Origin of the sequence: Chamaesiphon sp. OTE_75_metabat_556, assembly GCF_031378165.1 — a bacterium.
GTDB lineage: Bacteria > Cyanobacteriota > Cyanobacteriia > Cyanobacteriales > Chamaesiphonaceae > Chamaesiphon.
Window position 1 is genome coordinate 1 of record NZ_JANNDR010000412.1, and the last position, 3,679, is coordinate 3,679.

The 3,679-nt window shown below is 44.1% G+C and carries 4 protein-coding genes and 1 pseudogene; 3 read left to right on the plus strand and 2 right to left on the minus strand.

What is annotated here, in order from left to right; translation table 11 throughout:
* The coding region (locus tag RMO27_RS16535) for an acyl-CoA thioesterase (protein WP_396133735.1) at positions 1–225 on the plus strand (225 nt) is incomplete at its 5' end.
* Positions 226–323: 98 nt separating this feature from the next.
* On the opposite strand, the gene RMO27_RS16540 is transcribed toward RMO27_RS16535, so the two are convergent.
* Both RMO27_RS16540 and RMO27_RS16545 read right to left on the minus strand, forming a co-directional pair.
* Complete coding sequence (locus tag RMO27_RS16540) at positions 324–1,505, minus strand: transposase (RefSeq protein WP_309734483.1); 1,182 nt, start codon at positions 1,503–1,505, stop codon at positions 324–326.
* The gene (locus tag RMO27_RS16545) at positions 1,411–1,992 is read right to left on the minus strand and encodes an IS607 family transposase (protein ID WP_309734485.1); all 582 of its coding nucleotides are present in this window, start codon (positions 1,990–1,992) and stop codon (positions 1,411–1,413) included. Before RMO27_RS16545 ends, RMO27_RS16540 begins: the two co-directional genes overlap by 95 nt.
* Before the next feature lie 553 nt (positions 1,993–2,545).
* Between RMO27_RS16545 and RMO27_RS16550 the strand changes: the two genes are divergently transcribed.
* Both RMO27_RS16550 and RMO27_RS16555 read left to right on the plus strand, forming a co-directional pair.
* Complete coding sequence (locus tag RMO27_RS16550; RefSeq protein WP_309734487.1) at positions 2,546–2,938, plus strand: hypothetical protein; 393 nt, start codon at positions 2,546–2,548, stop codon at positions 2,936–2,938.
* Positions 2,939–3,162: 224 nt separating this feature from the next.
* Positions 3,163–3,679: pseudogene (locus RMO27_RS16555) on the plus strand (LytR family transcriptional regulator); the annotation flags it as partial.

Here is a 3,679-nt window from a genome sequence, read left to right on the forward strand (position 1 = left end):
CCATTATATTGTGGCGATCGAGTCACGATCTCACTGACACCAGCGGAAATCGATCGGGGTAAATTTGAGATTAACTATCAAATCCGCTCGATCGATCCGCAATCGGCCGATCTCCAAATCCTCGTGGCAACTGTGACCACCAAACATGTAGTCATCGATCCACAAACTCGCAAACGGCAAGATGCGCCAGTATCGATCGCTCAGTGGTTAGTCCGATGGCGTTAAACTGCTCTCGAAGATCGGCCGATCAAATTAGTAGTGTCATTTAGAAATCCTGTTAAGTCCCTATCTTCAGATACATTTAATCCGGCAATTTCTGGCAATTAGCCAAAATTTACTGAATATAGCAAGTCCGAAAACTTGGAGGTATCCCTCAAAGCTTTCAACAGGATGTTGAAAGCACCATTTTTATCCCTATCCATAATGTGCTTACACTCAAGATTTGGACATTTAAACATCTTATTACCGCCTAATTTACTGTGGATTTGACCACATTTAGAGCAAGTTTTAGAAGTATATTCTTCCGTTACGTCTACTACGATACAACCTCTTTTGATTGCATGATGCTTCAACGTTTGCTTGAAACGATAGTGGCTCCAAGTCAACATGTTCCGAGCGGTTTTACTTCGCAACTTACGAGTACTTTTCAATACCATTTGACTAGTCTTAAAAGTGGGAAGAAATATCAGTCCATAGCTAAATGTTAAATGTGCAGATAACTTGTGATGAAGTTCATCTATCAAGTTTTTGATTTTAATTCTAATTCGCTCTGCTGCTTTTCTCAACTTGTAACGCAAGTGCTTGAACAGATGACCTTTGGAGTTGCCAATCTTAGACATCAAATCGTCCAAGTGCTTGCATAATCTTTGAATTCTCCCGATATCACCATTCCCAACCTCAATGAAATTACTTCCATCAAAGCCAGTAGCAAAGGTGCGAACCCCTGGATCGATCGCCAACACTCGATTTGAATTTGATGGTTTTATTTCCATTTTTTCAGCAAAACAGATAAACCATCGACCTCTATCTAAGCTAAGAATAGGCTCGAATTTCATTACATCAGGAATCAATTCGGTTGATTTGAACTCCTGATTTTTAGTTAGAGATGGGTAAAATGTTCCATTCTTCCAATTATCTTTTTGAAATCTAATCGATTTAGCTGGTTCTCGAACGCTTCTGAAATTTGCTGCACCTCCTGATTTCTTAGCTGCCTTGTGTGCTTCAAAAGCTTGAAAAACAGCAATTTGCCTGGGGTTGTATGGAGTGTTATTAACCCAGTCGGGTACATCATCCATTACCATTTTTCTTAAATCATACTTGCCAATTTTCTCGGTCTTTAATATCGCAATCGCTTTATTGAAACACCATCTCGCGGCTGCAATCCAAGTTCTCCAAACCTTTGATAGTTCGCTACTTGGGTAAATCCGAATCTTCCTTGATTTTAGATTTGTACTTTCTAAGTCCGTAGAGGCGACAACTGAAGATGTGGATGATTGCCAACACATCTTCAACCATTTCTCGTTCTGGTGAGAGGTCTGAGCGACTGAGAACCAAGAGTTCGCAAGCATTTTGCTCACAAATCCATCTGATAAGTTCGACTCCAAATCTGGCAAGCCTGTCTTGGTGGCTGACCACAACCTGCCTGACATCTCCTGACAAGACTCGTCCCAGAATGGCAAGAAGCCCTTTTCTGCGGAAGTTAAGCCCACCACCGATTTCTTTGACCGTTTCCCCTTGAGGGAATTGGGATTGGAGATAACTGACTTGTCGTTCGAGGTCTTCACGTTGCTTGTAACTGCTAACTCTGGAGTAGAGGATGGTGACTCGATTGTCCTTTCCTTTACTTCGCAGATATGCTTCAACGTCGTATCTGCGATGCCCAGATGGAGTTCTAATTGCACCGATCTTCCCATCTGCTTCCCAGTATCGAAGCGTTCGCTCAGAGACTCCGAGCAACTGCATCGCCTTTTTTGGTGATACATATTCGGGCATGAATGTTTTTCGATAGAACTACACTCATTATAAGCTATATTACCGGATATTGCCGGATATTTGCATACTTAAAACCACCAGTTGGCAGACACGATGAAACTACTGGGAAATTGAGTCTAGATCGAATCAGCACTGGATATCGGGCAATCTCCGTGTCCGAACGACCGCCTCTAGCGATCAGATCTCACTCTAGTGACTTTTGTCACTTGTCAGCAGTATTAGCTCTCTGAAATAATTAAGAAAATATTAACGACAGCTTCAACTGTCAAATGCAGCTACCAGTAAGTAAGACGATCGGGCAGCATTGAAAATTATCCCTCGAACAAAATAATCCACATAAAGATAGATGCCTCGCTCTCAACAGGTAACTTATAGTTAATAAAATTCAAACTGCTACCCAAATTGGTTAGTTATCGATCGAACCAGGTAGATATTTGCCCCTACTTCTAAGATTCGATCGAAAAAATATTAGCGAAATGGTGCTTAAGACCCAAAAATTGGGGATTTTAGATCTATAAGACAACAAACATTCTCATTGTCAGAACAGCAGCCTATGATATCATTGCCCGATCCTGCCTCAGAGTCAGTTGTCCATCCAGAACCTAGCGCACTTGACAGGCTGGAAACATTCGTATATCTCACGCCAGTCATTGGACTATTACCTTCCATGTGGGCGATCTATCGCGGTCAACGCGACAAGCGACAACTCGCAGCCTGCCGATTATCCATTTTGCTCGCTTTCGCCTGGTTGAGCGTCTATTTCAGCTTAAATGTTGGTGCAGATCTATCGGGAGCCTCTGCCCTCGGACTTCGGCTGTTGTTTCTCAATAGTCTAGTTACCTCTGGCTATTTCATGACTAGTTTGTGGCTAATGATGCTACTCTGGCAAAAGAAATCGATCCGACTGCCTGGAGTTAGTGCTTTGGCAGAGCGGACACTGCGGTAGCGATAACCGATCCGGTCATGTCTGGCTAGATCGTGACAATCGCCACCAGTCACAATTCCCCTCTCCCCAAGATCGCATCTTCACGATCAGCTTGCCGATCTCAGCAGTTGATAAAGAAAGAATATAGTGTAAGCTGACGCTGTGACCTCAGGCATCCAAACCTGACTAGACCCAATCGACCAAGATCGCTGCGATTATTAAACCCCACCAACCCCTATTAACCCGTGAGTAAAGTGGAAGCTAGAAAAGTAGATCGGCATCGCCCGCGTGCGAACAAACCAAATCCACAGATGGTGCGTCGTCAACCAGCGAAAAGGCGGCGCAAAGTCCCGTTGTTGCTGTGGTTAGGACTCGGTGGTATCGGTGCATTTTCGGCTGCTGCGGGAGCTTTTCTGGCTGTTTCACTAACGTCTACACCATTGCAACAGCGCGTTCTATCCGCCGCTGATGCCGCCTTCTTCAAGCAAAATGGTCGGGAAGCTTTCTCGCGAAGTCTACTGCAAGTACCAGAAGTTTCCAAGCCAGTCAATATTCTATTGCTAGGGATTAAGACCAATATCTCTGATGTCAAAAATGGCGATGGCAAAGAGCGTAAAAAAACTGGCTATGATGCCGAAGTTGACTCCCTAGAAGGTTTGTCGGATACGATCATGCTGCTCCGCTTCGATCCGCAAACCAAACGGACGATCGTGCTGGGAATTCCCCGCGATACCAAAATCGAGCGAACTGGACGCGGGACTG